The sequence below is a fragment of the Vibrio sp. 661 genome, assembly GCF_033339315.1.
In the GTDB taxonomy this organism is placed as follows: domain Bacteria; phylum Pseudomonadota; class Gammaproteobacteria; order Enterobacterales; family Vibrionaceae; genus Vibrio; species Vibrio alginolyticus.
In genome coordinates this window covers 141,084-166,505 of record NZ_JAWOUJ010000006.1, presented here as the reverse complement: position 1 = coordinate 166,505, position 25,422 = coordinate 141,084, and the positions used below count along the sequence as shown (strand labels likewise).

At 45.0% G+C, this 25,422-nt stretch carries 22 protein-coding genes; 11 read left to right on the top strand and 11 right to left on the bottom strand.

The features are described 5' to 3' along the window. Window positions 1-233: 233 nt before the first annotated feature. Together R7P69_RS13630 and R7P69_RS13625 are read right to left on the bottom strand one after the other, a co-directional pair. Complete coding sequence (locus R7P69_RS13630; RefSeq protein WP_005377704.1) at window positions 234-725, bottom strand: type II secretion system protein; 492 nt, start codon at window positions 723-725, stop codon at window positions 234-236. Between the two features lie 204 nt (window positions 726-929). Further along, the gene (locus tag R7P69_RS13625) at window positions 930-2,273 is read right to left on the bottom strand and encodes a sodium/glutamate symporter (protein WP_047102220.1); all 1,344 of its coding nucleotides are present in this window, start codon (window positions 2,271-2,273) and stop codon (window positions 930-932) included. Window positions 2,274-2,415: 142 nt separating this feature from the next. Between R7P69_RS13625 and R7P69_RS13620 the strand changes: the two genes are divergently transcribed. Next, window positions 2,416-2,571, top strand: a complete 156-nt coding sequence (locus tag R7P69_RS13620) for a hypothetical protein (protein ID WP_154204611.1) — start codon at window positions 2,416-2,418, stop codon at window positions 2,569-2,571. 128 nt (window positions 2,572-2,699) lie between these two features. On the opposite strand, the gene R7P69_RS13615 is transcribed toward R7P69_RS13620, so the two are convergent. Then, window positions 2,700-3,578, bottom strand: coding sequence for a LysR family transcriptional regulator (locus R7P69_RS13615; RefSeq protein WP_047102223.1), 879 nt, complete (start codon window positions 3,576-3,578; stop codon window positions 2,700-2,702). A gap of 103 nt (window positions 3,579-3,681) precedes the next feature. Here R7P69_RS13615 and R7P69_RS13610 point away from each other — a divergent pair, with 103 nt between their 5' ends. After that, window positions 3,682-3,969: a putative quinol monooxygenase gene (locus R7P69_RS13610; RefSeq protein WP_047102225.1), complete on the top strand. Its 288-nt coding sequence runs from the start codon at window positions 3,682-3,684 to the stop codon at window positions 3,967-3,969. Window positions 3,970-3,980: 11 nt separating this feature from the next. After that, a complete protein-coding gene (locus R7P69_RS13605) occupies window positions 3,981-4,970 on the top strand; it encodes a Gfo/Idh/MocA family protein (protein ID WP_047102227.1) in 990 nt (329 codons plus the stop codon). A gap of 73 nt (window positions 4,971-5,043) precedes the next feature. Here the strand turns inward: R7P69_RS13605 and R7P69_RS13600 are convergent, their stop codons facing one another. Continuing rightward, entirely contained in the window at window positions 5,044-5,730 is a 687-nt protein-coding gene (locus R7P69_RS13600; RefSeq protein WP_005377694.1) for a DNA-3-methyladenine glycosylase I, read from the bottom strand. Between the two features lie 86 nt (window positions 5,731-5,816). On the opposite strand from R7P69_RS13600, the gene R7P69_RS13595 reads away from it, so the two are divergent. Beyond that, complete coding sequence (locus R7P69_RS13595) at window positions 5,817-6,011, top strand: hypothetical protein (RefSeq protein WP_005377692.1); 195 nt, start codon at window positions 5,817-5,819, stop codon at window positions 6,009-6,011. Between the two features lie 85 nt (window positions 6,012-6,096). Here R7P69_RS13595 and R7P69_RS13590 read toward each other — a convergent pair whose 3' ends face one another. The 3 genes from R7P69_RS13590 to R7P69_RS13580 are packed head-to-tail and all read right to left on the bottom strand — an operon-like array spanning window position 6,097 to window position 11,559. Beyond that, entirely contained in the window at window positions 6,097-8,907 is a 2,811-nt protein-coding gene (locus R7P69_RS13590) for an Hsp70 family protein (RefSeq protein WP_238952325.1), read from the bottom strand. Between the two features lie 55 nt (window positions 8,908-8,962). Further along, window positions 8,963-10,927, bottom strand: coding sequence for an Hsp70 family protein (locus R7P69_RS13585; RefSeq protein WP_238952326.1), 1,965 nt, complete (start codon window positions 10,925-10,927; stop codon window positions 8,963-8,965). Continuing rightward, entirely contained in the window at window positions 10,927-11,559 is a 633-nt protein-coding gene (locus tag R7P69_RS13580; RefSeq protein ID WP_005389474.1) for a DUF2760 domain-containing protein, read from the bottom strand. Before R7P69_RS13580 ends, R7P69_RS13585 begins: the two co-directional genes overlap by 1 nt. Window positions 11,560-11,850: 291 nt before the next feature. Between R7P69_RS13580 and R7P69_RS13575 the strand changes: the two genes are divergently transcribed. Continuing rightward, window positions 11,851-13,392 carry a sensor domain-containing diguanylate cyclase gene (locus R7P69_RS13575; RefSeq protein ID WP_064376582.1) on the top strand — a complete coding sequence of 514 codons (1,542 nt, stop codon included), beginning with the start codon at window positions 11,851-11,853 and terminating at the stop codon, window positions 13,390-13,392. An 83-nt stretch (window positions 13,393-13,475) separates the two neighbouring features. Next, on the top strand, window positions 13,476-14,006 hold the full coding sequence (locus R7P69_RS13570) for a 3'-5' exonuclease (RefSeq protein WP_005377684.1): 531 nt from the start codon (window positions 13,476-13,478) through the stop codon (window positions 14,004-14,006). A gap of 241 nt (window positions 14,007-14,247) precedes the next feature. Here the strand turns inward: R7P69_RS13570 and R7P69_RS13565 are convergent, their stop codons facing one another. The 3 genes from R7P69_RS13565 to R7P69_RS13555 form a co-directional block, all read right to left on the bottom strand. Beyond that, on the bottom strand, window positions 14,248-14,688 hold the full coding sequence (locus R7P69_RS13565) for a TerB family tellurite resistance protein (RefSeq protein ID WP_238952327.1): 441 nt from the start codon (window positions 14,686-14,688) through the stop codon (window positions 14,248-14,250). A 190-nt stretch (window positions 14,689-14,878) separates the two neighbouring features. Beyond that, window positions 14,879-16,819, bottom strand: coding sequence for an alkaline phosphatase D family protein (locus R7P69_RS13560; protein ID WP_238952328.1), 1,941 nt, complete (start codon window positions 16,817-16,819; stop codon window positions 14,879-14,881). 9 nt (window positions 16,820-16,828) lie between these two features. Next, on the bottom strand, window positions 16,829-17,179 hold the full coding sequence (locus R7P69_RS13555) for a hypothetical protein (protein ID WP_017634942.1): 351 nt from the start codon (window positions 17,177-17,179) through the stop codon (window positions 16,829-16,831). A gap of 235 nt (window positions 17,180-17,414) precedes the next feature. Here R7P69_RS13555 and R7P69_RS13550 point away from each other — a divergent pair, with 235 nt between their 5' ends. Continuing rightward, window positions 17,415-18,719, top strand: coding sequence for a MipA/OmpV family protein (locus R7P69_RS13550; RefSeq protein WP_373921180.1), 1,305 nt, complete (start codon window positions 17,415-17,417; stop codon window positions 18,717-18,719). A 164-nt stretch (window positions 18,720-18,883) separates the two neighbouring features. Then, window positions 18,884-19,171, top strand: coding sequence for a hypothetical protein (locus R7P69_RS13545; protein ID WP_238952329.1), 288 nt, complete (start codon window positions 18,884-18,886; stop codon window positions 19,169-19,171). 94 nt (window positions 19,172-19,265) lie between these two features. On the opposite strand, the gene R7P69_RS13540 is transcribed toward R7P69_RS13545, so the two are convergent. After that, window positions 19,266-19,850 (bottom strand): FMN-dependent NADH-azoreductase, encoded by a 585-nt coding sequence (locus tag R7P69_RS13540; RefSeq protein WP_005377667.1) that lies wholly within the window; start codon window positions 19,848-19,850, stop codon window positions 19,266-19,268. Between the two features lie 185 nt (window positions 19,851-20,035). Between R7P69_RS13540 and hrpA the strand changes: the two genes are divergently transcribed. The 3 genes from hrpA (at window position 20,036) to R7P69_RS13525 (ending at window position 25,399) form a co-directional block, all read left to right on the top strand. Further along, entirely contained in the window at window positions 20,036-24,022 is a 3,987-nt protein-coding gene (hrpA, locus tag R7P69_RS13535; RefSeq protein ID WP_203346061.1) for an ATP-dependent RNA helicase HrpA, read from the top strand. A gap of 182 nt (window positions 24,023-24,204) precedes the next feature. After that, a complete protein-coding gene (locus tag R7P69_RS13530; RefSeq protein WP_021033871.1) occupies window positions 24,205-24,684 on the top strand; it encodes an outer membrane beta-barrel protein in 480 nt (159 codons plus the stop codon). 199 nt (window positions 24,685-24,883) lie between these two features. After that, complete coding sequence (locus tag R7P69_RS13525) at window positions 24,884-25,399, top strand: outer membrane beta-barrel protein (RefSeq protein ID WP_042522922.1); 516 nt, start codon at window positions 24,884-24,886, stop codon at window positions 25,397-25,399. The last annotated feature ends 23 nt before the right edge of the window (window positions 25,400-25,422 follow it).

Genomic DNA, 25,422 nt, shown 5'->3' with positions numbered 1-25,422 from the left:
CTATTATTGAGCGAAATGATGAGTTTACAAGCACAAGTTATAGGCGGGTTTAAAAACGATAGATTGTTTCAATTATAGCCATGTGTCGGCGCAAATTACTGGTTTTATCTCTATGAGCTAACTGTGCGACGACATTATGTGAAATAGTTGTTAATGGTGGTTTTGGAGCCATTACCTTGCAATAACGATGAAGACACCAAAAGTAAAAGTGTTACTGCCACTCTCTATGGGAATTAGCAATCGTCAGTTTGTATTTTGTATTTCACTTGGCCACCAGGAGTTTCTGGGTAGTAAACTTCGACATAACACATATGTTCTGGACCAACAGGCTTGTTTGCAAAACCAATAAGGAAGTAGGGCTCGTCTGGGCTATCTACCCCATACCAAGTGTTAATAGTGAGTTGCGGATCAAAGCCTGCTAGCTCTTTTGCTGGAATAACATTTTTGATAAATCCAAAGTAACCAATTAGGTCGTTATGGCCGTCATTATCTAGATCAATGTTATATTGTATGCCGCCATCAACTGTCTCTTGAGATTGAATCACTGCTTTGGTGTAGACAAAGTTGTTGGCGGTCATGAGTGCTTCTCTGGCTCCATATAGAACCGCCACTCTGGCATCTTTTTGTAAGCCAAGAAATTTAGGAAATGCAACGACGCTTACAATACCAAGAATGATGATGCACACAATGAGTTCAATAAGAGTAAATCCTTGAGAGCGACGCACAGCCTTTCTCCATGTTTAGAAACGAATAGGCGGCTATTCTGATATAGAAACTTTCAGGTCAAGTATTAAAAAAGAATGGTAATAAGAGATCGGGATTGCAAATCTCAAATATAAAACAAGTTGCTTATTTTCGTGGTGGGGGAGTGATTTTGATAAAAACCAAGGAATGAACTCGAGAGGATAAAATCCTCCCGAGTAAAGCGACTAAGATTCGTGTGTCAGAGCACTGCTGTTACGTTTAAAAATGAATCGCCAAATAAATAAGACAATTGCGATGTAACCTAATCCTACACCAAGCGCTTGCCAGTGCATGCCGTTATACATTGCGATTGGCATCAAAGAGATGATGAAGATGTCAGTGATTGAGCCTGGGACATAAGCGATGGCGTAATCATCAAGTACCTTGCTACGCATCTTTGGATCAACAATACGAAGTAGAGCAATGCCCATAGCTACCGTACCGGTCAACCAACCCCAAGAGAAAATGCCTTTCTCGAACCAATCTTCTCCCATGATACGTGGGGCAACCCAGAAGATTAGCCATAGTGTGAAGGCGATACCGCCGATTGCAAGCGCTACCATCGGCATTAAATACTGGGCTAGGACGGTAATCTTGATGGCTGAGATACCAAAGATAATCAAATAATCGGTACTGATGCCCGCAGCGTGTTTGAATGCACCGTCACAAAGATAGCGTGAAGCTTTCGTTTGTTTCGCGACGATTCGCACGAGCATGCCGCCAAGGAAGCCAGTTACGAACGTAGGGATTTGTACCTTATCGTGGAAAGAAGATAAGTAGTTAGCCGCTACATACGAGAAAGCTGTTACCACTACAACCAACGCCGCGTGAATCGCAAAAGAATCAACCGACAGGGAAGACATGGTGTCTTTCATTACCGGTTCTTGATCATCAGGCTTAACAAGGCCTTTGCGTTCGTGTTCGTCCATGCTGTCGAAGGTCGTAAAGCTACGAATCCAACCCATCTTCAATGCGAATTGCAGCATGAGCATGCCGACAGAAATCGAGATGAAAATACCCACGGTTGCGAACGTTAAGCCAAGTGTGAAGCCATCTTCCCAGCCAAGCCCCGTGAAGATTTCACCAACAACAGATGCAGAGCCATGTCCGCCCATAAAACCCGCAGACATTGTCACACCAAAGCCAGGATTAATCTCTGGCCAGAAGAAGGTTGTGAGAACTAGACCAAACATTGCCGCAAACAACCACTGAGAAACAGAAGCGATTTGGTTAAACGCCCACAATGAGCCAGCACGCTGTGCGACGGTTTTAGGTGATGGAACATCCGTTGCCAGACCTAACGCAGAAAAAAGTGCAGCAGTTAATAGGCTTGCGTTAGCGGTAAACGTATCGGTCCAAGGCAGTACGTCTAACAGGGCTGGTCCAAAAATTAGACCGAATAATCCTGCGAGAACCGCCGATGGAATGTACATACGCTGTAGTAATGGCGCGTGAACGCGAATGACTTTTGCCAAAATCAATAGTAAGCCAGCGATGGCTAAGTCAGTCAGCATTAGACCTTTAGGCATCTTATCCTCCAGTAAATGCAGTCAAGGGGTAGCGTCCTTGTGACCTACCTTGAATAAAAATCTCTCTCAAGCCAAAAAGCCACATACGTGACTAAAAGCGTTGAGAAATCAATGTCGTTTTCATAAGCAAAGGAATGTGCTTATGCAATTTGAAATGAGTGTAAATGTTGTGATTGCACACGAACAGGAAGAGAAATTTGATGAAATTTCTCGATGTTATTTTGATAGTTCACTCAGGAAAGGCGGCAATCCTAGTCACTTTGTCAGAGCAATGCAATTGATGGGAATCAACAAATAGTGTTCACTAAATGAGCGTTCTATACTAACGGCCTGAAAAATAAAGACAATTAACAAGAAATAATATTTGTCATATCGACAATAAAAGTTGATTGAGCGGTTAAATTGTCGCCGCTTTATGAGGTGGTGTTACGGATTCACATGCGAAAGAACAAAATCAACCAAGGTGCGGTTTTTAAGGGAAAGCTGTTTTGAACGGTAAAGCAGGTGGATTGGTTTTGGCTTGGGAGCATGTTGCTGGAGAATTTCTACTAAGGCACCAGATTGGATTTCCTGTTCAACTAAGAGCTTTGGTTGCAGAAGAAGACCAGAGCCTTTTAACGCGGCAAACTTAAGTACATCGCCATTATTAGACGTTAATCGGGTGTTGCTGTTTCCAAAGGTATTAGATGGCATGTTCACCACTTGTTGGCTTTCTCCTTGGTGATACTGAAACCCCAAACAATGATGATGTTCAAGGTCATCAAGCGATTGGATAGGGGCATGTTGCTCAAGGTAAGAGGGTGAGGCGCAGTAAGTCATGTGGTATTCACCCAATTTTCTCGCGACTAACGACGAATCGACCAATTCACCGATTCGAATAATCACGTCAGCTTCGCTTCGATATGGGTCAATCAAATTGTTGTCCAACATCAGCTCAACGTTCAAATCGGGAAATTCAGCTAAGAAGTCAGCCACGATAGGAGCAATGACCTTTTTGCCATACGTGACAGGGCAGTTAACTTTTACTGTTCCGGTTGGACGGTTGATCAGCGTCTGGATCAGGTTCTCTGCGTTGGTGATGTCTTCAATAATGCGGTGGCACTCTTGGTAGTAGAGTCTGCCAGCTTCGGTTAAGGACTGTTTACGCGTGGTGCGATAAATCAGCTGTGTACCTATGCTTTGCTCAAGAAAGCTCACGTGCTTGCCAACCATGGTCGGTGAAATATCAAAGTGGTGTGCTGCATTACGAAAGCTGCCGTGTTCGACCACGTAAGCGAAAACTTTCATGCTTGTTAATTTATCCATTGCACACCCAGAGTTGATAAAGAAATAACTAAAGCAGAGTTTATCAATCAAATGAGGTTAATTACAGTGGGCGTATGATTAAGAATGGAGAAAGAGATCCATCATGAGCGAGACGATTTTTGTTACCGCCGAACTGAAAATGAATGCCGATAAGCCAAGACAACAAGTGGTTGAAGCCATTGAACAATTTTGCCTTGATATGCAAAGCGAAGCGGGGTGCTTGCAAGCGAATGCGACCTACGATTCGAAAGAACCACAACGTGTAATTCTTTGGGAGCGATATGAAAACCGCGCCGCGATTGAAGCGCATTTTGCTATGCCGCATACACAAGCGTTTATTGCGGCTGAAATGGCAGAGTTAGTTCAAGCATTCGAAACCCAAGCTCAATAGGAGACGTGAACATGAAATGGGGCATTTTAGGCACAAGCTTTATCTCAGGAGTCATGGCTGAGGCAATCCAAGGCGATGACAAGAGTGAACTGTACGCGGTTGCTGGGCGTTCGGAGCAGAACTTACAGGCATTCGCTGAGCAATATGGCATCGAGAATACGTTCAACGATTACGATGCGTTGATTGCTGATGAGCAAGTCGACATTATTTATATCGCATTGCCAAATCACCTTCATCATGACTTTATCGTCAAAGCGGCTGAGCAGGGCAAAGCGATCCTGTGTGAAAAGTCACTTTCGGTAGATATGGAAAAAACCGAGCTGGCACTTCAAGCAGTAGAAGCGCACAAGGTATTCTTTGCTGAAGGCTTAATGTATTTACATCACCCGTTGATCCGCGAGTTGGTTTCGGTGCTGAAATCGGGAGAGATTGGTGAGCTTCGCTCGATCCATACTTCTTATATCGCGTCGATTGCGCAGTTTGTTAATCCAGACAGTAAAGGTGCTTTGTATAATTTAGGTTGTTACCCAATGTCATTGGTGCATTTGGTGGTGAAAACCATGTTGGGTCAACAAGCCTTTGGAAACCGCTCTATGACGGCGATTGGTCGAAGAGGCCATGACGGTAATATCTGTGAATCGAGCTTGATGATGCAATTCGGTGAGCAACAAACGGCGAGCGTACACACTGCCGAAGATCACGGATTGAAACACCAATTCACCATTCTGGGTAGCAAAGGCTGTATTACGTTAGATTCAAACCCATGGCTACCAACGCAAGAAAACCAGTTTAGTGTGGAAATTTACGAGACGTCGAAGCGTGAAGTGTGTGTTCCGGCAGCCGGGGACGCTTTTTTCTATCAAGTGCGCAATATTCGCCAAGCGGTTGAAGCAGGGCGTACCTCGTTAGAAAACCCTTGTGCAACATGGGAAGATTCTCACCGTATTATGCAGCTACTGACTGAGTGGGAATCACTGGCTTCAAAGCAAGTGTGTACTTGAACCAATGAACATAAAAACGGCGCACTAAATACAATATTTGGTGCGCCGTTTTTTATTTTGTGTTCAGTCTGGATTAAATGCGATTATCGCCGGTGCTGAACGCAATGATTTGGCTGATCTCAGACAGGCTTCGACCACTTTCTTGTTGCCATTGAACAAACGCTTTGTTGGTGGCATCGAGCGATTTTTTCGTATCTTTGCCACCTTCAATGATTTTGCAATTGCGCAGGTAAGCCTCGACGTCACTAGACAAGATGAAGGTATCAACGCCCATTTGACGCAGTGTGTAAGGGCCAGTATTTCCACCTAGGCGATTACCGCGTTTCTTCAAATATGCCCACAGGTCGGTGATTTTCTCTTGCGGCCAATCGGCAACCATTTTGCCAAACGAGCCGTATTCGATTTTTGCTTCGTGGATCATACGTGCGTTGGCAGGAATCGACATGACTTTAGTGAGGTGGCGAATAATGCGTTTATCTGTTGCTTTGGTTTCCCATTGCTCATCTGACAGCATCAATAGCGGCTCAATCTTAAACCCAAAGAACACTTCTTCGAAGTTCGGCCACTTGTTGCGAACCACGCTCCACGAAATCCCACTTTGGAATACTTTCATCGAAAAAGCGGCCAGCCAACGGTCGTCGGGAATCGCTGCCAGCTCTTCTTTGCTTAGTGGATGAGACAAAAGCGCTTCAAGTTGATCTTCACCACCTTTACGCTCGGCAGCGCGCTGATAAATTGCGTCAAATTTTTCGATACTCATAAAAGAAGTTAGTCCTAGTTTATGTCGATATTTGCGAAACATACTACGCTTAAGTGGCTGAATCGTAAATTGATGGAGTGTCACAAATGAAGAAGGTCACATTAACGTTTGTCGGGGAAGGTTCGGATCGTATTGCGGAAAAATTCTATGCGTGGATGACGGACGGTGGGTTAGAAGACAGCATGATTGAGAATTTATCTGACCGCGAAATCTCAGTGGTCGGCATCAGTGATATGGATAATGAAACGCGTGATGTGGTGATCAATACGGAAATGAACTAACGAGTCGTCTTTCGTCAGCTATTAGAATCAGATAAAACAAAGCCCTTCACGAGAAGGGCTTTGTTGCGTTTATAAGCGTGAGAGCCTAGTTATTTACCAGTGTCAGACCGCTTGGTAGTACATCACCGAAGATACGCTTCGATTCGCTCTCAGATAGCTCTTTGACTTCTTCAACCAGTGATACCCAAGATTCAGGTACCTTGCTTTGCTTCAACTTAGCCAGTACCTGCTCACGGTAGTCGTCTGAGATATCGAATAGGCGGTCGCCCGTCTTACGACAAATCATTACGGCTGCGAAAGCGATCATTGGCTCTTTCTGCCAGTTCTGCTCTAGCAGCTTAGGCAACCACTGTTCCGCTTGTTCACGAGGAACGACGTTATGCTGACTGCCATATAAAGGCGTACGTGATGCCAAGCGACCCATTGCCCACCAGTGTGCTTGTTCGAACTGGTTATGGTTGATGGCTTTGCTCAAGAACCACGTAGCCAATAGAACTTTGTCTTCGACTTCTAGATGCTCCAGAGAGGCTGACAAACGTACCATCGACTCGTAACCCATATCTTGTGCCGCTTTGGCGGATTGTGGGTTTTTCATCGCACCAGGATGTAGGTATTTCGCGATGTCCGCCAAGATGGTCTCTTGTTGCTCTTGGCTCAAGCCACCTGCGATACGACGCCAGAACACCCACCAGTCGGTCCAACCTTGATGGTTCTTAAACTGAATGTTTTGTTGGTAGAGACCCCAAACTTGCTCAATACGCCATGAGTCGGTTGGATCGCCAAAGCCAGGACGCAGTGCAAAACCTGCCAAACGAAGCCAGTTTTTCTCGTGTTGTTCAGAACGGCGACGACGCTTACGACCTTGTGCAAAGGTATCGAACAGTTGACGTAGGGTCGTGAAATCCCACTCGTCACGTTTGCCAAGTTTCTTCTCAAGATCTTTGGCTAAGGTTTTGATCTCTTTGCTTTCTGCACTTTTCTTGTTACCGCTGTAAAGGCGAGCGATCAGCTCCTTACATTCGTTCAGTTTAGGGTGAAGCTTAACTTGCTCGCTGTCGTCGGTTTGCTTGTTACGAACTTCGAACTCCAGCTCCCAACGTTTGCTGTCATCTTCTGCGCTGACACATTCCATCTTAAGTGTGCCGACTTCGGTCAACTGACACGCCAGTTGTACTTCTACACGCTCTTTCTGGTTGGCTTGTAGTTCAGCGCCTTCACCTTCAAGGGTGGTGATATAAGGCGGCAGAGGAGCAAATAAGTCAGGATCAACGTCCACCATCACACCGTTTTGAATAGCGGTGTTATTGGTTAAGGTGTCGTGGGTAGAGGTCAGCAGGTTAAAGCGAACGGGTTCACCTAGGGTAAGCGAGAAACGACGACCACTTAAGCGGATCTCGTGACCTTCTTCTGTCCCTTTTGCAAGCAAACAGAGCGCTTTGCCCATCTTGTTCTTTTCTTGAAGATGTAAGAAGTAGGAACGCGCCGCACCGCCACCAATTTTTAGCTGTGCGCCACGACGTGCTTTACCAAATGCAACAGCACCTAGTGCAACAGACCAATCTGGATGTGGGTTGTCTAAGACCGTAACCGGAGCGCCGCGCCAATCGGACAGTAGGGTAGTGACACGCTCAGTCACAAGTTCACTATTGAACACACCACCGTTAAGTAGCAAACCAACCGGAATGGCATTTTGTTTGTCGTCTTCAATGCCAAGTGCGGCACGAGCAACTTGTTGGTGCTGAGTTAAGAACTCGGCAACGTGTTTGCTCACTGCTGGGTCAGCAACGTATGGAAGGCCAAACTCGACAACGGCGCTGCGGCGTTTGTCTGGTACTTCACTGAAATCAGAAAGCGGGAAGAAGCCATCCAAAGCGATTTGGTGCACTTCTTGTTTGCTCAGCCCAATACTTTTTGTTCCGCCAAGAAGTTTCGAGCCGCTGCCCAGCATGGTGATTTTTACTTCTTCAGGTGCACTTGCTGAAAGCAGGTTTTCTTTCGCTTTACGGGTTTGTTGAATCAACTTAGTCAGGCTTGCAGCAGTGAGCTTCTTACTCTGGTTGAAGCGTCTTTCCGCAAGGTGTGCTAATGCTAAGTCGAGGTTATCACCACCAAGCATCAAGTGCTCGCCAACACCAATACGATCAAGGGCTAGTTCATCTTGAGAAGAGAAACTTGCTTCAATCAAGCTCAAGTCGGTAGTACCACCGCCCACATCACACACCAGAATCAGCGGTAACTCTTTGAGCTCATCAGCTGCGGTTTGCTGGTGGCGTGCGTACCAGTCGTAACATACGGCTTGTGGCTCTTCGAGCAGGACGATTTTCTTTAAACCTGCCAACTCCGCGGCTTCAAGCGTAAGCTTACGAGCGGTTTCATCGAACGACGCTGGAACGGTCACAACCACATCTTGGTCTTCTAGCTTATTGCTAGGGTGACGGTAGTTCCATGCTTGACGAATGTGGTTGAGGTAGCTTGCGCTGGCAATAACGGGTGAGACTTTATCTACGTCTTGCGCACCAGCCCAAGGAAGAATATCAGAGCTACGATCCACTGCTTGGTGTGATAGCCAGCTTTTAGCACTGGATACCTGACGTCCTTCCACCTTCGCGCCTAATTCACGAGCCCATTCACCCACGATCACATTACTAATGTCGCCAGAGACAGGCTCGTTTTCCCAAGGGAGTGTTAGGTCAGAAGGGGAGATTTGACCAACCGCAGGGTGATAGCGGAAAGAGGGCAGCAATGGCTTACGAACCACTTCACCCGGGCCAATCAATTGGTCGATGTCGAATAGGGATACTTCGGATTGTTCAAGGTTGTCGGTGATTTCACAGTACGCCACAACAGTGTTTGTGGTGCCAAGGTCAATACCAACAAGAAAACGAGGAGATGCCATACAAACCTTCGTGTATTTAAAAACGGCACCCGATTGGATGCCGTTTGATTTCTATTTATTCTTCTTCGTCTGAGTTGCTTTTCGCGTCTTCGCGCACATCGAACTCAACATGCCATTTTTGACCGTTATCAGCGGCAATGGCTTCTAAGTAAAGCGTACCAAGCTCTGTGACGCGAGAGGCTAGGGTTACTGGAACCACTTCACCTTCACGACGACCTTCAGATACAGGCAGCGTTACTTGGATTTCTGGAAGCTCTTCAAGCTCTTCTGGTGCCCAGTAGTCTAGGTGAGTACCTGCTAGGTCATCACGACGAACCGTTGAGCCGAAGAATTGGAAGTTAACTGGCTGGCCGATGATCAAACCAAACTCTTGGCTTGGTACGTCAACGCTTGAGCCTTCTTCCATACCAAATGGTGCAACACAAAGTGCTTCCATTGGCGGCGCCATGCCCGGAATAGCTGGCATCGCACTTTCGATACCCACGTAGTACGCCGAAGCAATACCACCACGGATACGAACGCCCTGACCACGACGCACAGAGCCGTAGTAAGCCGCACCGCTAGCAACTGCAAGGTCTAGATCCACACCTGTTAGGCGTTTTGCCATTTCTGCATCTGCTTCAATTAGCCATTCGTTGATCGTGTCTTCTAGACGAGTTGCTAGAAGTTTCGATTTCAGAACACCACCGTTGAATAGGATTGCGGTTGGCTTGATGAAGTCAGCTGACTGCGCTGCATCCGAACCTGGCATACCAGGCATGTTAGCGAATGGGTTGAAATCTTGAGCTGCTGCTTCTGCGCCATTTCCTGAAGTAGAAAGAGCATTGGCTTGCTTAGACAAGAACGCTGCAATGTGACGAGTAATGCCTGCATCTTGTGCGTAAGGCAGACCCATTTGCGTTAGTGCTCCACGGTTACGTTGAACAGGGTGGTCAGTAATTGCAACTTGAGGGAAGAAGCCATCAACCAGTGTTTGTTGTACTTCTTCTTGAGTCAGTTCTGTTTTCAGCGTTGCGCCAAGCAGTTTAGAACCACGGCTTGGTACTACGATTGGCACTGACTGAAGTTCGCTGTCGTTCAATAACGCTTCTTTCGCGTCACGACATGCGTGTGTCATTGCCTGAACTTGCCATGGCTGTAGCTCTTTGCCTTCTTGCGCTAGCTTCATCTTCAAGCGGTACGCAAGTGCAAGATCCATGTTGTCACCGCCAAGTAGGATGTGTTCGCCTACCGCGATACGGTTCAGAGTTAGGTTGCCGTCGTCTTCAGTTACTTCAACCAAAGAAAGGTCGGTTGTACCACCACCGATATCGACCACAAGCACGATGTCGCCAACTTCAACTTCGTCGCGCCATTTGTCGTTGCTGTTATCGATCCAGTTGTAAAGTGCAGCTTGTGGCTCTTCTAGAAGTGTTAGGTGCACAAAACCAACGTTGCGTGCTGCTTCTGCAGTTAGATCGCGAGCAGCAGGATCAAAAGAAGCAGGAACCGTAATGGTTACGTCTTGATCGGCAAGGTTGTGATTTGGGTTCGCGTGATTCCAAGCGTCTTTTAGGTGCTCTAGGTAAAGCTCTGTCGCACGAAGAGGGGATACTTTTTCCACTTCTTCTGGGCTACCTGCTGGCAGGAAAGCATCACGACGGTTCACACCTGCGTGGCAAAGCCAAGATTTCGCACTTGCAACAAGACGAATTGGTGTTTTTGAACCTAGGTTACGTGCAATTGCACCAACTAGAGCTTTTGGCTCGCTCGACCACGGAAGAACGCGTGATTGCGGGTTCATTTCGTGTTCGTGCGGCTGGTAAAGGAAAGAGCCTAATTGGCTGCGAGTCTCTACCGTACCCGGCGCAGTCAACTGCGGGATTGGCATCACTTCAACGCGAGCGTCTTCGTTGTGTGTATCAACAAAAGACATGACACAGTGTGTTGTACCTAAGTCGATACCAACACTGAATTTAGGTGTCTGTTGAGTTTCAACAGACGCTTCTTGAGAATGGTTTTCTTGGTTCATGTGTTCCATTACAGCTCAACCTCAGCTGGAGCGATCACAGAAGCATCGTAGTTCTCAGCAAGTTTAGGCAACGTCATTGATGTTGCTTTCCAGCCTTTGTGAACTAGCGTGCCGTTGAATGGCGCGCTGCCTGTTACGTTGCCAGTTAGGCGGATTTCTTGTGGGTTGAAGCCTTCTTCAACCGTAATGCGAGTTTCTTCGTCTTCGTTACGAACATGCGCTAGCGTCACGTAGTCGTTCAGTACTTTCTGACCGCCAGTGTGGATTACGCGAGCGGCTGCGCCTACTTCTTCATCAGAGAATGACGTTAGGTCTTCTTTTAGGAAGTCAATCAGGCGAGCTTCTTGTTGCATGATAGAAAGCAGCTGCATTGCAGAGTCCGTTGACGCGGTTGCAAGTTTTGATTCAACTTCCACCACTTTTTCAACGACTTTCTCTACTTCCACTACTTTTTCTACTTCAACGATCTTCTCAACTGGTTTCTCAACCTCGACGATTTTCTCGACTGGTTTTTCTACCACTTTCTCGACCACTTTTGATTTGCGCGACACTGCAACTAGAAGAAGCAAAACGCTCGATGCGGTTAGGCCAGCGTGAAGCATATCGAACGTTTGAGGAATTAGGTTCAAATCAATGTTCATGACGTTTTTTCTCTTTCTATTGATTTATTGGTGCTCAGTATTGGCTCATATTTGTTCACTAAAACGATCGTCTTTGCGATCTTGCACCAAGTTTAGACATTAAAATGATGACGGATGGTAGCATATTCAAGGCTTAAGGCTGTAATAATTCGTGACTATACCGTACGAACAGCGTGAAAAATCGACGATCAGACTCCCCAATATAGGTTGTTGCTTGATGTTTGTGCATTGCTAACGCAGTATTTCAATAGATCCCGAAGTTTAACTTACGGAAGTATCAAAAATTACGATATGACACAAAGCACCGCTCATAAGAGCTTTATAAAACGACATTCAGACTCTATTTTAGCTTTTTTGGCGACTTTATGTGTCACTGCTGGTGTAGTTGGTGCTGCTTATACAATGCAGCAACGGTATACACAGACTACGTTTGATACTTTAGCCGACCGACAAGCAGAATCACTTAAAGCAAACGTCGAGAATGATCTAAAGTTCATTGGTGCGGGCGCAAACTTTTTCCATTCGATTGAGCGAAGCTATTGGCCATCGTTTCCGATGTATGCGGAACAAGTGATTAACAGCTCGCGAAGTCTCATTGGACTTCAATGGATGCAAAAGGTCGAATTCGAAGATCTTGATGAACATATTTTAAAGACCCGTCAAAAATTTCCAAACTTCCAACCGTTTACCGTTCCTAAAGATGGTCCCAAAACCTACGGGTACATTTTTGAACACAATGAGCCAATTTTCATCGCGTCGGATATCTACCCAAGAACACCGGAAAACCTTTCTCTATTGGGTTTCTATTTTTCGCGCAAACGCTTCGATTTAATCTTGGATGATATTTCCGAAAATGGGCGAGCGAATGTCTCGGATAAAGTTCGCTTACTGCAAGATGGTTATGACAAGTCCATACCTAAGACTGGGTTGCTGGTGTTCCATCCAGTGTTCGATTTCGAGAACAAATATTTATTAGGAGTAGTGACCGGTGTTATCCGAAGTACGGTTTACTTTGAGGATTTGATTACGAAAACCGCGACGGAGCTCGATATGTCGGTGCGCGTAGAAGACTTGGGATTCGACGCAGCAGATGACCCTGTTCTCTTTCAAAGTGCTAGCTGGGATAACATTCGAGGAACCGTTATAAGCCGAACCATTCAACTGCCTAACCGTGAATGGCGTATTGACTTTAAACTTTCTGACGCAGTCTCAGCTTGGGAGCGTTCTATTTTAGCGGGCACGACGCTAGCCGGATTGGTAATCGCCTTTTTGATCAGTTGGATTGTGAATTTACAGTCTCGAGAAAAAGAGCGCTTAGCGGTCATGTTGGAGCTCAAAACCGTTGAATTAAAAAGAATGGCAGAGCGAGACCCTCTAACTCAACTACTGAATCGCCGAGCCTTCAACGATCACTTGCTTAATCAGATAAACAAAGGTGTTAACTTCGCCTTGGTTGGTTTTGATATCGACCACTTCAAAGTGATTAATGACAAACACGGCCATTTAGGTGGAGATGAAGCGTTGCAACATGTCACTAAGCTGGTCAGTGCTAATTTAAAACCGGGAGATAAGTTTTACCGCGCTGGTGGTGACGAGTTTTGTATTATTTCTAAAGTCATTGATAGAGCGGTGCTAGAAGCTTACCTAGAAAAGTTACGGAGTGTTGTGGCAAGTACGGCTTTTGATTATGGTGATGCGTCGATCATCTGTACGTTGAGTATCGGTGCGGTTATCCATAAAGAAGAAGATCCTGAGAGCTTGTATCACAAAATGGACAGTCAACTCTATTTGAGTAAAAAAAACGGCCGTAATTATGTGTCGATCGGCGATTAAATGGGCGCACAAATTCGAGTTTTACGCCGTGTTACGATAGAATCGCACGCTTTAAATTTTTATGTTAGGAACCAAGGCAAACTATGAACCATAACCGTATTGTATGCTTCGATTTAGAAATGTGTTGCTGGAACGAAAATGGCGTCGGCAGCACGGGTGAAATTATCGAAGTGGGGTTAGCTGAAATAGATTTGTCTAAAGGTGAGATAGTCAAGCGTGCTCAATACTACGTGAAACCAGAACACGATGAAGTCTCTCTATTTTGCGCTGAGTTAACGGGCATCACACCACGTAAGATTGAAAAACAAGGACGCCCACTAGAAGAAGTGCTTAAATCCATGGTTAAGAACTTCGGTGGTCGCAACAAAATCTTTGCATCTTGGGGGCGAGATGACCTCATTCTTCTAGAAGAGTGTAAGCAAAAAGGTATTGAAGCACCATTCACAGAGTTCATCAACTTAGCGACACTCTACCGTATTCAAAATCGTCTTAAAGATAAACGTATAGGCCATCGAGCCGCTCAAGAAGCAAAAGGAATAGACTGGGAAGGGCGTCAACACTCTGGCTATGTAGATGCATACAACTTAGCTAAGCTTGCTTTGACCATGTTTTAGTTATTCGAACCTAGCTAGCTTGTAATTAAATTATCATCCAACCATTGTTGTTTTGTCATGCAGTCTGTTTAGTGTGGAAAGAGCTAAACACATACCTTGACCAGTATTTTAATAACAATGTCGTTGGCTTATTGAAAAACGCGCAGAGTGCGCGTTTTTTTATGGCTACAGAAGCGATATCTGTTGTCATCCTAGGGGTAGCTTAGAGTTAGCCAGCGACTTATATACTCATCTCGTCACTTTACTGAGACTGTAACTTCGCTCGAATGAACTCGCAGTGATCAACATAGAGTAGCTCTGCTGTTTTACGGATCACCGCGTCTTCTAGCGGGTCAATTTCGCCGTCTGCGTAAGCGACTTCCCACATGCTTTTGATTAAGTTGTAACGAGTTTCTTGAGTCAGTTCTCTTAGTTGAGAGGTAAAGTCGTACAGCGAAGCGGAATCTTTTATTTTCTGTTGCGCTTGCTCTAACAAAGTATTTGATTCTTCTTCATTTAACGACAGCAGTTTCATCAATAAAGAGCGCTTTGTTTCTTGTTCTCTATCATCGACACTATGGTCTGCACCAGAAACTTCACAAAGCAAACACGCGATAGCCATGTTAGGGGAAAGTGTGTTGGTTTGGCTTAAATCAGAGCCATCAATGAGTTGTTTAAATAATGATGTGAGAGAATTAAACATAATGAACACCGAGCTATTGTTTATTTGGTTAACATGGTAATAAATACGGAAGATCTCAAGGTGCGATACCAAATTTAGCACGCCGTTGACATTTAAGAACGGCCACTTTCTCCCCAAAAAAAACTAAACTCCTGAGTTAGTTCAAGGTGACTTGCCTCTTACAAAGGGCAAGTCATTTTGGGATTGATACTCAGCTTTCAGCACGTGTTGGTGGAAAATGAACTTCGTCACCATCACTCGTCAGAATACTAATTTGACTTGGTTTGCCTTCATCATCAAGGCGTAGCTCACCAATGGCACTATGGTTAACCAAGCGATAAAAGTTGTGCGTACTTGGTGCGCGTTTGTAAATCTTGAGTCGTTTACGTTTTGTGAACCAGTTTAAAGGTGAGCGAGGGCTGTATAGCAGTCTATCTAGGCCATCACACATATTGAGCAGTTGTGTAGGGAACTGATTTTTAATTCCACTACAGGTGATTTGATAGATATTCGGACTGTTTTTTCGATAGCGGAGCTTAATATCGTATGCAAAAGAGTAGTGCACGTCGCCAGAGAGAATAACAAAGTTAGTTGGTGTCTTTGTGTGTGTGAAAATACTAATAAGAGTATTCGCACTTCCGGGGTGAGCCATCCAGTTTTCAGCATCAACCATCAATGGTTTACCAAGCATGGTCACCACACGTTGTAGTGCTTCGATAAATTTCACACCAAACATTGGCGCGGCAGAAACAATAACAACCTTGTCTTGATGCACGAGCTCCTGATGGAACTCAATCATCGCTTCCCAGTCCATTAAGCCAGAAGGTTTGTTCATTTTAGACTCAGAACGCCAGCGTCTGGTTCGTGTATCTAGCACGACAACTTTTGGTGTCGTAGGAATAGTGTAGTGCCAATTCTCAAAGCGATACAAATATTGAATAAATGCATCTTGGGTTTGCGAGGTTCGCTCATCGATAAAGCGTTGAGCGAGGCTCATAAATTCATCATTGAATTTTTCTGGCGCATTTCCCCAACCTTGGCAAAGCCAGTAAGCAATCAAGCTATTACCGATAATGCGTTTTGCAAACGTGTTGCTGTATGCGGCTTGTTCCCAGCCTATGGTGAGATTCCAATCGTCGGTGACATCGTGATCATCAAAAATCATATAGGTTGGAATGTGAGCGAGTAAGCGTTGAACCTTGTCCAGACCTGCGACGAATTTATCAATTTGCTTTTTTTCTTCGCGCCATTGCTGCTGCCATTTGGGTTCAAGAACTTCTCCGCCGACAGTAAATTCGTTTTCTAACAAACGATCCGTTCGAACAAGCTTCCACAAGGTCGGAGACCAAACCAATAAGTACATTGCAAAGCACTCAGCAAAGCTTATTAGGTGATTCTCACACTCTTTGGCGCTGAATATTGGTGTCCCTCGGTGTGGAAAAAACTTACTTAGTAAACTGTCATCACTCACATAATGAGGCAACAATTTATCTCGACCATAATAGCAAGCAGGGTGTTGGTAGAGGTCATTGGTATTTTTTATCGGAGCTTGATCGAATTCTTCGCCTGGCAAACCCAATAAAGCTATGACTTGCTCAATGGCATCGAGAGTGGGGCCTGCAACATGGTCTGCATAGATTTGATCACCACTCATGATGAGCATATCCGGTCTTTCTTCAATGGATTGAGACGCGATTTTATGATCCGCAGGGACCAATGTATCATCACTGAAGTGATGGGGATTACGGCAAGAGCCATGTAGGAGATAATCCGCTTTTTCACTAACGAGGAACTCAATACCCAAGTTTGGCGTATTATCTCGCTCATAAGTCAGGTGAGGGAGCAGTTCCGTCACTAATCCATATTGCGTTTTTATTTGATAGCGTAACGCTTGATGGGTTGGAAACTCGCCTTCTAATTTAAGTAAGCAACACCACGCATTGAGGCCGATTTGAAGCTGTTCTTTTTGTTCACTTAAAGGGGCTTGATAAAGGATGGAGGCATTTTCATCCGTAATTTGCACCATACCCTCCAAGCGTTGGGTGGTGACTAGCCAAATATTGATTTCAGTTGCGGTCACTTTACGTAGGATCGGACCTGCAACGACAAGAGGAAGTAAAGAAATTTCAGTCGTGTTCATCAATGCTGGCAAAACGGCTCCTTATGTGTCAGCTTCTTCTTCTAATATTTCGATAACTTGCGAGCTACTAAGTTCATGTCCCATAAGGAACAAACCAAGCATCGCATCGGCTTTTGACGCGTTATTACTGTCTTCATCCAAAATTTGCTGAAGCCGAGTTCTAATTAGGTCGATTTCGTGTTCGACGAAGCCACGCCCTTCTTCGTCACCTTGACCATCTTCTGGTGCATTATCAAAGTGCAAAAACAACATGTCACCATCGAGTTGAGTCCCTATCAACCTCTCTGGCAGCCATGCTTCTCCCATCACAATGTCTGGGTCTGTGTCTGCGGGTAAATGATTCAAGGTGGAGATGAGTTCTGATGCTTTCACTTTTTACTTCATTATGTTTGATTTAGAACTAAGCTAGAGTTTAAGCGCTTGTTGTAATGGTAAAATATTCGCAAACAAGCTCACCTAGTCGTGCAATATTAATATGATCTTGGGACTCAAACTGTCACGAGGATGACAACATTTGCCATTGTAACGGCTATCATAAGCAGAACATAAGCTTTTAATGGCAAATCATTGATGTTTGCCTGCTTCTCAACCAACATTTTTCGAACTCATGAAGAGATTAATTCTAACAACACTCGCTTTACCTTTGGCTGCGGCAGTTTCTTCTGCGCATGGTGTAGAAGAACAAATGTGGGGGATTGCTGCGATGTATCGCACAGCATCGATTCCGTTTTATACCGCCGATAATGACTCTACGGTGAGTACATTTGTACCAATGATGTTCTTTGAAAACGAACATGTGTATATCAATGGCATTGAAGGTGGCGCTTTTTTGTATAACGAGAGTGATTCCGACTGGCGTGCGAGCGCACTCATGCGATTGAGATTTGTCGATATTCCCATGTCGCTACAAAATGCTAATGAAGGGGACAGAGTCGATTTCGGTGGGCAAGTGCGTTATAGCATTAACGACAATTGGCGCGCAGAAGTAGAGTTGATGACGGACGACGAACTCCAGTTTCACTCTAATTACCGCCTTGCTGCCAATTATGTATTTGGTGATTGGGAATTAGAGCCATCGATTACGATTCGATACAAAGACGCTGATTTCAATAGTGAATATTATTCCTTTAAGGATATTACTGGCGAGAGAATTGGAGCTGGGCTTGACACCAATCTTGGTATTAAAGCGCGTTACCATGTAACTTCAAATTTGTATTTATTGGGTGAGACGAGTGTTACTCGCTTAGATGATAACGCCTACAACAGTCAGCTTGTAGAAGATCGATATCAGGGAGAAGTGTTTGTCGGTTTTGGCTTTTTCAACGATAAAAGCAAAGTTCCGAAACCGACACTGAGCAATAAAGCATATCTACGTATTGCGCATGGTTGGGCGACGCCTTCGAACATCGGTGAAATATTTAGCTTTGAGAGAGAAAAAGACCCATACGACAATCAACTTACTTCATTGTTTTATGGGCATCCATTAACGGATGAGCTGTTTGGTTTTCCTCTTGATATTTATTTAACGCCAGGGTTGGTTCATCACTGGTCGTCCAGTGTTCAGTCTGCGAGCACAGAATACGTCATGGCGATTAAGGCTTATTATACGGTTAATTGGCCTACGACTTGGCGATTTGGTGTAGCGGAAGGTGTGTCATACATTGATAGCATTACCTATATTGAAGGCACAGAAATGGAAGACAAGGGTTATACACCAAGCAAGTTGCTCAACTACTTAGATTTCTCGTTTGATGTCAATGTAGGCGATCTCTTCAACCAAAAGAGCTGGAACAATATGTGGGTGGGCTATTCATTGCATCACCGCTCGGCGATTTTTGAAAGCGCTTCCCAGTTTGGGCGAATTAAAGGTGGGAGTAACTACAATACTATTTATTTCCAGTTCGAGTTTTAGCGCATCGCGAGATGCATATAAGTCGGATTTGCAACTGACTTATTTATCGCCCATTATGAGTAATGATGAATAATACTATGCTGCTTTCAACGAGAAATTTCGTATATCGTGCCAGAGTTAAGGCTGTTTGTGATGCATCTGATGAATCGGATGGGATGAGCACCATGAGTATCGACTCCTCATTCAATCTTCAAATTGAAGCGATAAATTGTACCAACGCTGAATTTGCTAAACGCTTTTTTGCCATTCACGGAGAAGGGCATTTGGAGGGCTATGAATGGTTGGTGTTGTACGTCAACTCTCTTGACGTTAAGGCGGGAGACAATATAGAAGTGCGTAGCGATGTCGCGTTTAATGCGATGATCGAGAATATGATAAGCGAAGCTGAGCGGTCTTTAGAAAAAGTCTACCTCGATGCAATACGCAACTTGGAGAAAGTGAATCGTTTTTGACGATGTAAGAGACCCTATAAATACGATCAAGGCATCTTGATCCAAAAAGGGATTGGCGCGAACCAATCCCTTTTGTATTCTGGTTTATTCTAACTTACGCCATTGTTGCAAGTTGGCTTTGCGCTTCTGAAATGCCTTTTGCAGCCGCATCTTCACCCATGTTTAGCGCTTCTGCGTAAACAAATTCCACATCAGTGATTCCTACAAAACCCAGCACAGTGCGTAGGTATGGCGTAACGTTGTCAGTTGGTGAATCTTTATGAATACCACCACGAGTCGTTACTACAATCGCCTTTTTACCTTCAATCAAACCTTGAACGCCGTTTTCTGTGTATTTGAATGTCACGCCTGCACGAGCAATCAAATCAATCCAGTTTTTAAGCTGAGTCGGAATGGTGAAGTTGTACATTGGAGCGGCAATAACCAAAGTGTCTGCGGCCTTTACTTCTTCAATAAGAGTGTCAGACAAGTCGACCACCGCTTGCTGTTCTTGTGAAAGATCTTCCGTAGCGCGCAGTGCAGTCGCAACGGCGAAGTCCAAAACAGGTAGCGGGTTTGCAGCCAAATCACGAACAGTAAGCTTGTCTTGGTCTACATTTTTGATGAAGTCTTCAACCAATTTGTTTGATTGAGAGTAATCGCCAAGGATGCTTGATTTTAGAGCTAGTACACGAGACATAATGGTTATTCCTTAAATAAGTGCTTTCGACTATGGGAGCCATTATAAGCAACGTAAGTGAGTTCAAAAGCCTAGCGATTCGCTGAACATGTTCGAAAAAATTGAATGAGCTTTCGGTTATCTTGTTACAGATCTTGTGTGATACAATCCGCGCAGTTTTTGTAATGAAAAGAATAGGAAACGCTTTGACTTCGTCACAGCCCCCAAAAAAGAATCTAGCTGAAGAGCAAGCGACACCGTCAAATGGTGCGCAAAAAGCGACAGCGAAACAAGCTCAAACACCTCAGGCTCAAGTGAATAGCGCGGCATCTCTGCGTAAAGCGCTGAATCAGTGCATGATGCGCGACCGTTTCCGCTTGAGTAAACGTATTTCTGGTGCAAGCAAAATTAAGAAGGACGCAGCGCGTAATGCTGTGTTCGACGAAATCGCATTAGACATCGCAAAATCCATGATGGTTGCAGAGCAGCGCAGCAACTACAAACCAACGATTGAATACCCAGAAATCCTGCCTGTAAGCCAAAAACGCGACGATATTGCGAAAGCGATCGAAGAAAACCAAGTGGTTATCGTCGCGGGTGAAACCGGTTCTGGTAAAACCACTCAGCTACCAAAAATCTGTGCTGAGCTTGGTCGCGGTAAATTTGGCCTGATTGGTCATACTCAGCCTCGTCGTCTTGCAGCGCGTTCGGTTGCTAACCGTATTGCCGAAGAGATGGAAACCAAGCTTGGTGAGTTTGTTGGTTACAAGGTTCGATTCAACGATCAGATCTCTGAAAATACCCAAATCAAATTGATGACGGACGGTATCTTGTTGGCTGAAATTCAGCATGACCGTTTCTTGAATCAATACGACACCATCATTATCGATGAAGCGCACGAGCGCAGCCTTAACATCGATTTCATCTTGGGTTACTTGAAAGAGTTGCTGCCACGTCGTCCTGATTTGAAAGTGATCATCACGTCGGCAACCATCGACCCAGAACGCTTCTCAAAACACTTCAACAATGCACCAATCATTGAAGTATCGGGTCGTACTTACCCAGTAGAAACACGTTACCGCCCACTAAGCGGTGATGACGACAATGATCGTGACCAGCTTGAAGGCATCTTCGAAGCGGTAGACGAACTGTGCGATGAAGGTTTAGGTGACATCCTGATTTTCATGAACGGTGAACGTGAAATCCGTGATACCGCAGATGCATTGTCCAAACGTAATCTGAAGAGCACGGAAATTGTGCCGCTTTACGCGCGTTTGTCGGCAGGTGAGCAGAATAAGATTTTCCAACCTCATACTGGTCGCCGAATTGTACTGGCAACCAACGTGGCAGAAACCTCGCTAACTGTTCCGGGCATTAAGTACGTTATCGACCCGGGTACGGCGCGTATCAGTCGATACAGTTACCGTACTAAGGTTCAGCGTCTTCCAATTGAGCCAGTTTCTCAGGCGAGTGCGAACCAGCGAAAAGGTCGTTGTGGTCGTGTGGAAGAGGGTATTTGTATTCGTCTGTACTCAGAGGAAGATTTTGAGTCACGCCCAGAGTTTACTGATCCTGAAATCCTACGTACCAATCTAGCGTCGGTTATCTTGCAAATGACGGCACTTGGTTTGGGTGATATTCAAGCGTTTCCGTTTGTGGAAGCACCGGATAAACGTAACATCCAAGACGGCGTGCGTTTGCTGGAAGAGCTTGGTGCGATTAACTCTGAGGTAAAAGACCCGAAAAAGCGCCTGACTTCCATTGGTCGCCAATTAGCGCGTTTGCCAATCGATCCGCGCTTGGCGCGTATGGTATTGGAAGCGCCAAAATATGGTGCGCTTAAAGAAGTGATGATCATCGCAGCTGCCTTGTCGATTCAAGATCCACGCGAGCGTCCTTCCGACAAACAACAATCTTCAGACGATAAACATCGTCGCTTCTTCCATGAAGAGTCGGACTTCCTGACATTTGTGAATTTGTGGGAATACATCCAAAAGCAGCAAAAAGCCTTGTCTAGCAATCAGTTCCGCAAACAGTGTAAGCAAGACTATTTGAACTACTTGCGCGTTCGCGAGTGGCAAGACGTGTACTTCCAAATTCATCAGTCGATGCGTGAGATGGAGTTCAAGCTTAACGACGAGCCCGCTTCTTACCATGGCGTACACAGTGCCATTTTGGTTGGTTTGCTGTCGCACATCGGCATGAAAGACCAAGAAAAGAATGAATATCAAGGCGCGCGTAATGCTCGTTTCCATATCTTCCCTGCATCAGGTCTATTCAAGAAACAGCCTAAGTGGATCATGTCTGCTGAGTTGGTGGAAACCTCAAAACTTTGGGGTCGTATCATCGCAAAGATTCAGCCAGAATGGATTGAGCCGTTAGCTAAACACCTTATTAAACGCAGTTACAGCGAACCACATTGGTCGAAGAAACGCGCTGCGGTGATGGCGCACGAAAAAGTCATGCTTTACGGCGTACCAATCGTACCGAAACGCTTGGTCAACTACGGCAGTATCGATTCGACCATAAGTCGCGAAATCTTCATTCGTAGTGCATTGGTTGAGGGTGAATGGGAAACCAAACACGCGTTCTTTAAGCAAAACCGTAAGCTTCTGCAAGAAGTGGAAGAGCTTGAGCATAAATCTCGTCGTCGAGACATCTTAGTGGATGATGATGAGCTGTTTGATTTCTATGACCAACGCGTTGGCACCGAAGTGGTGTCTGGTAAGCATTTCGATACGTGGTGGAAAAAGGCATCTAAAGAAAATCCGGAACTGCTGAACTTTGAAAAAGAGATGCTATTCAAGGGTGATGCTAGCCATGTGACCGATTTGGATTACCCGAACTTCTGGCATCAAAATGGTTTGAAGCTCAAATTGAGTTACCAATTTGAACCAGGCGATGATAGTGACGGTGTCACAGTGCATTTGCCGTTGCCGATTTTAAACCAAGTTGAACCAGCGGGCTTTGACTGGCAGATCCCAGGTTTACGCCATGAGCTTGTGGTTAGCTTGATTAAATCGTTGCCAAAGACAATTCGTAAGAACTTTGTGCCTGCGCCGAACTATGCCGATGCATTCTTAGCGCGCGTTACGCCAATGGAAGCTCCGCTGTTAGATTCATTGGAGAAAGAGTTGCGACGCATGACGGGCGTAGAAGTGCTGCGTGAAGACTGGAACTTGGAACAAGTACCTGAGCACTTGAAAGTCACGTTTCGTGCGGTTGATCACCGAAATCGTAAACTGAAGGAAAACAAAGACCTTCATGAACTGAAAGAAAGTTTGAAAGACAAAGTTCAAGAAACGCTTTCCAAAGTTGCGGATGACGATATCGAACAGCAAGGTCTGCATACGTGGAGTTTTGGAGAATTGCCGAAAGTGTATCAACAAAAACGTGGCGGCTACGATGTAAAAGCGTATCCGGCGCTTGTTGATACCAAAGACAGCGTTGAAATCAAACTCTACGAAACGGAGTACGAGCAGATCACCGCAATGCGCGCTGGCCAGCGTCGTTTGATTTTGTTGAATGTACCGTCTCCAATTAAATATTTGCACGCTAACTTACCGAACAAATCGAAGTTGGGGTTGTATTTTAACCCTTACGGCAAAGTGCTTGATCTGATAGATGACTGCATTGCCTGCGGTGTCGATAAGCTTATTGAAGAGCAGGGTGGTTTAGTTTGGGAGCCAGAGAAGTTCGAAGCATTGAAAGAACACGTTCGTGCTGAATTGGGTGACACCGTTGTAGAGATCGCTCAACAGGTTGAGACTATTCTGACCACGGCGTTTAGCATCAATAAGAAGCTAAAAGGCAAGATCGACTTCACAATGGCGTTTGCTCTGTCCGATATCAAAGCACAAATTGAAGGCTTGATCTTCAAAGGCTTTGCAACGGAATGTGGCTGGAAGCGCTTGCCGGATATTCTTCGCTACATGCGCGCGATAGAGCGTCGTATGGAGAAGTTGCCAATCGATCCAAACAAAGATCGTTTACATATGCTGAAGATTGAATCTGTGACTCAAGACTATAAAGAATTGCTGAACAAGATCCCGAAAGGTGTGGCCATTCCTGAAAATGTAAAAGAAGTGCGTTGGATGATTGAAGAACTTCGCGTGAGTTACTTTGCTCAACAATTAGGCACTCCTTATCCTGTTTCTGATAAACGAGTCAAAAACGCGATTGATGCTTGCTAATCAACCAGTAAAATAGTGTCAGATTTGTAATTATCGCTTAAGAAGTTGCTGGTACACTAATTGCTAGTAACTCAATAAGCATTATTTTTTAGTTCTGGGAGGCAATAGTTCGCCTCCCTTTATTTGTAGTACCAACGACTGAGTTATGCAGACGTGGGAATAATAAAGAGTAAAGGTAGATGATGAAAAAAACTCTATTAGCAGTGGCGCTACTTGGCGCATCTTCTGCGGCAATGGCGGATTCTTGGATTTACGGTGGTGCAACAGTAGGTCAGTCTGACTACAAAGGTGAGACGGACACATCATACTCTGTTCACGTTGGTACAGGCATTCTACCTATCATTGGTGTTGAAGCTGGTGTAACACAGCACGGTGAGTTCAACGTAAATGGTCAAGACACTAAGCTAACTTCTTACTACGCAGCACTTAAGCCAAGCATCGACTTCGGTCCGCTACACGTGTACGCAAAAGGTGGTTTCCATCAGTGGGACAAAAAAGTGAAAGGCGGCAAAGACGATGACGATTTGGACCTAATGTACGGTGTGGGTGCTGAGTACTTCATTTTTGGCCCGATGTCTGTTGGGGCTAGCTACATGAATTACACTGCTGGTAAAGACGATATCAGCACGTTCTCTGTTAACGCAACACTACATTTCCTATAAGCGTCAAGCTTTCTAACACCATATGAAACACACCGGCTTTATGTCGGTGTTTTTTTGTCTGGAAGTCACAAAACAAAAGTTGAACATAAATTATTCACTTTTAGAGTCTTAAAATGCCTATGCTTTCCAATATATAGTGGCGATTAAATGCGCATATTTGCGTAATGTTTCGCTTAGGAATCGATCAGGAAGGGATAGTATGAAAAAAACACTCTCGTTATTCGCTCTAACGTTGTGCTCAACGTCAGCAATGGCTGACTCTTGGATTTACGCTGGTGGCCAAATTGGTCAGTCCGATATCGACAGCGAAAATGATACAACCTACGGTATTCATGTCGGTACTGGTATTTTGCCGTTCATTGGCATTGAAGCAGGCTACTTTAATCACGGCAAAGTGGATTTATCTTTGAGTGGCAGCAGGGGTAGTGCTGATTTTGATTCATTCTATTTAGCGGCGAAACCTAGTATCGACTTCGGCCCGTTACACGTTTACGCAAAAGGCGGCATCAATGCATTCAACGTTGATTATGACGGCGGACTGAGAAACTTAGACAAAGATGATGGCGTCTCTTACATGTATAGTGTTGGTGCCGAATACTTCTTGCTTGACAATGTGTCTGTGGGCGCGAGTTATCAAGCGTTTGGCGTGGATATTGAAGGCGATAGCGATACCGTTAGCAGCGTAACAGGGAACATCACCTTCCATTTCTTATAACGCTCGCTGGATGAAAGGTTTGC

Excerpts from the sequence above, each read along its gene's own strand:
- R7P69_RS13595 (WP_005377692.1), top strand. The coding sequence starts at position 5,817 with ATGAAGAAGGTCACATTAACGTTTGTCGGGGAAGGTTCGGATCGTATT.
- R7P69_RS13525 (WP_042522922.1), top strand. The coding sequence starts at position 24,884 with ATGAAAAAAACACTCTCGTTATTCGCTCTAACGTTGTGCTCAACGTCA.
- R7P69_RS13565 (WP_238952327.1), bottom strand. The coding sequence starts at position 14,688 with ATGTTTAATTCTCTCACATCATTATTTAAACAACTCATTGATGGCTCT.
- R7P69_RS13585 (WP_238952326.1), bottom strand. The coding sequence starts at position 10,927 with ATGGAACACATGAACCAAGAAAACCATTCTCAAGAAGCGTCTGTTGAA.
- R7P69_RS13550 (WP_373921180.1), top strand. The coding sequence starts at position 17,415 with ATGAAGAGATTAATTCTAACAACACTCGCTTTACCTTTGGCTGCGGCA.
- R7P69_RS13605 (WP_047102227.1), top strand. The coding sequence starts at position 3,981 with ATGAAATGGGGCATTTTAGGCACAAGCTTTATCTCAGGAGTCATGGCT.
- R7P69_RS13625 (WP_047102220.1), bottom strand. The coding sequence starts at position 2,273 with ATGCCTAAAGGTCTAATGCTGACTGACTTAGCCATCGCTGGCTTACTA.
- R7P69_RS13590 (WP_238952325.1), bottom strand. The coding sequence starts at position 8,907 with ATGGCATCTCCTCGTTTTCTTGTTGGTATTGACCTTGGCACCACAAAC.
- R7P69_RS13610 (WP_047102225.1), top strand. The coding sequence starts at position 3,682 with ATGAGCGAGACGATTTTTGTTACCGCCGAACTGAAAATGAATGCCGAT.
- R7P69_RS13540 (WP_005377667.1), bottom strand. The coding sequence starts at position 19,850 with ATGTCTCGTGTACTAGCTCTAAAATCAAGCATCCTTGGCGATTACTCT.
- R7P69_RS13580 (WP_005389474.1), bottom strand. The coding sequence starts at position 11,559 with ATGAACATTGATTTGAACCTAATTCCTCAAACGTTCGATATGCTTCAC.
- R7P69_RS13620 (WP_154204611.1), top strand. The coding sequence starts at position 2,416 with ATGCAATTTGAAATGAGTGTAAATGTTGTGATTGCACACGAACAGGAA.
- R7P69_RS13615 (WP_047102223.1), bottom strand. The coding sequence starts at position 3,578 with ATGGATAAATTAACAAGCATGAAAGTTTTCGCTTACGTGGTCGAACAC.
- R7P69_RS13600 (WP_005377694.1), bottom strand. The coding sequence starts at position 5,730 with ATGAGTATCGAAAAATTTGACGCAATTTATCAGCGCGCTGCCGAGCGT.
- R7P69_RS13575 (WP_064376582.1), top strand. The coding sequence starts at position 11,851 with ATGACACAAAGCACCGCTCATAAGAGCTTTATAAAACGACATTCAGAC.
- R7P69_RS13545 (WP_238952329.1), top strand. The coding sequence starts at position 18,884 with ATGAGTATCGACTCCTCATTCAATCTTCAAATTGAAGCGATAAATTGT.
- R7P69_RS13570 (WP_005377684.1), top strand. The coding sequence starts at position 13,476 with ATGAACCATAACCGTATTGTATGCTTCGATTTAGAAATGTGTTGCTGG.
- R7P69_RS13530 (WP_021033871.1), top strand. The coding sequence starts at position 24,205 with ATGAAAAAAACTCTATTAGCAGTGGCGCTACTTGGCGCATCTTCTGCG.